Source organism: Pseudomonas sp. KK4 (assembly GCF_001984065.1).
Classification (GTDB): Bacteria; Pseudomonadota; Gammaproteobacteria; order Pseudomonadales; family Pseudomonadaceae; genus Aquipseudomonas.
In genome coordinates, this window is sequence record NZ_LYVP01000273.1 from 1 (window position 1) to 347 (window position 347).

Annotated in this window: 1 pseudogene; it reads left to right on the top strand. The window is 58.5% G+C overall.

What is annotated here, in order from left to right:
* A pseudogene (locus B0W55_RS29455) lies at positions 1–347 on the top strand (RHS repeat protein); the annotation flags it as partial.

Consider the following 347-nt stretch of genomic DNA (forward strand, 5'->3'; position numbering starts at 1 on the left):
ACGCAGCGGGATGAACCGGCTGCAGACGTTCACGTATGACTGTGAAAACCGCCTCGTCAACGCTGAGACGTTGGTCAATGGCAAGCTGGAAAGTACCGGCGCTTATCGCTACGACAGCCTGGGGCGTCGTGTGAGCAAGGTGTCAGAGGTCAACGGCAAGACGGAGCAGAAGCACTTTTTGTGGCAAGGTCTGCGCCTGTTGCGCGAGGAAACGCCAGGGCAGAGCAGCCTCTACGTCTACGAGCCGGGCAGTTATGCGCCCTTGGCTCGGGTGGATCAGGCCGAGGGTGAGGAACAGAAGCTTTACTACTTCCACACCGATCAGATCGGTACGCCGTTGGAGATGA